Raw genomic sequence first — 1,441 nt, forward strand, 5'->3', positions numbered from 1 at the left:
GGCGTCCACGATGGCGATGTGCTCCTCGCCGGACTGGGTCAGCTCACCCTGGTCCGCCAGCTTCTGCAGACCCTGCATCCGGGCCTGGTCACGCAACTGGCCGACCATCGCCACCAGGCGACGGTTGCCCAGCAGTTCGAGCAGACCGAGGTGGAACTGCCGGTCCAGGTCGAGGAACGCGGTCAGGTCGCCCTCACGCGCGGCATCCGTGATCTCCTCGGCCAGCCGCCGGAACTGCGGCACGGACGCCCCGTCGAGCGCCTCCACGACATCGGCCATGGCCGGCGCCTCGAGCATGGTGCGGATCCGGAAGATCTCGTCGAGGTCGTGGTCGGTGAGCACCGGCACCCGGAACCCGCGGTTGCGGATGATCTCGACCATGCCGAGGTTGGCCAGGTCCATGATCGCTTCCCGGACCGGCGTCACCGAGACACCGAGCGCCGCCGCCACGTTGATGACGCTCTCCACCTGCCCCGGCTCGATCTGCCCGAGCACGATCTGGGTGCGTACCGCCTCCCGGGCCTGCTCCCGGAGGCTGACGGACTTGAGCTGAGGGCTGCGGGCAGGGCCTGCCGACGGGTGCGAAATGGTCACGCCTTATGCATAACACGGAAGAGACGGGTCCGGGACCAGAACCCTTGCCCGCCAGGCGTAAGGTGTAATACCTTACTGATTCTTCCTTCCGTGCTCGGTGGAAGGCCCGACGACGAAGCAGGATGCCGCCCATGACGACCATCACCATCGGAGCGCGCGAGATCCGTGAGGCCGTGACCATGCGCGAGGCGATCGACGCCGTACGCCGCGGTTTCGTCGACCTCGCCGACGGAGCGTTCGAGAACCCCACCCGCACCGTGCTGCGGGACGGACAGTTCCTGGTGATGTCCGCCCATCACCGGCCGACCTCGTCCGCCATGATCAAGACGCTGAGCCTGAACTTCGAGCGCCAGCCGGCCATCACGGGCACCGTGGTCTGGAGCGAGACCGGCCACCTCGACCACCTGGTCGCCGACGCCGGCGCGGTGACGACCCTGCGCACCGGCGCGGCGGTCGGTGTCGCCACCGACCTCCTGGCCGCACCCGAGGCCGGCCGGCTGACCCTGATCGGCGCCGGCGGACAGGGCCCCGACCAGGTGCGCGCCGTCCACGCCGTCCGGCCGTTGCGGCAGCTCACGGTCGTGGACACCGACCCGCGGCGCTCTCAGGCTCTCCTCGAGACGCTGGAGCCCGAGTTGGCCGGGGTGGAGTTGCTGACCGCGACCGACACGGCGTCCGCCGTGGCGGGGGCCGAGATCGTCTGCTGCGCGACCAACGCCACCAGCCCGCTCTTCCCGGAATCGGCTCTGCCCGCGCAGGTGCACGTCAACGCCATCGGCGCCTACCGCCCCACCATGCGCGAGCTGCCCGACGAACTGCTCGCGGGCAGCACCGTCGTCATCGACGA

The 1,441-nt window shown here is 70.0% G+C and carries 2 protein-coding genes; one reads left to right on the forward strand and one right to left on the reverse strand.

Features of this window, described 5'->3' with window-relative positions; translation table 11 throughout:
• Window positions 1–594, reverse strand: a 594-nt coding sequence (locus ABZ078_RS44395) for a GntR family transcriptional regulator (protein ID WP_356584396.1), incomplete at its 3' end; no start/stop codon positions are given.
• 131 nt (window positions 595–725) lie between these two features.
• Here ABZ078_RS44395 and ABZ078_RS44400 point away from each other — a divergent pair.
• The coding region (locus ABZ078_RS44400; RefSeq protein ID WP_356584398.1) for an ornithine cyclodeaminase family protein at window positions 726–1,441 on the forward strand (716 nt) is incomplete at its 3' end.

Source organism: Streptomyces sp. NPDC006385 (assembly GCF_040612485.1).
GTDB lineage: Bacteria > Actinomycetota > Actinomycetes > Streptomycetales > Streptomycetaceae > Streptomyces.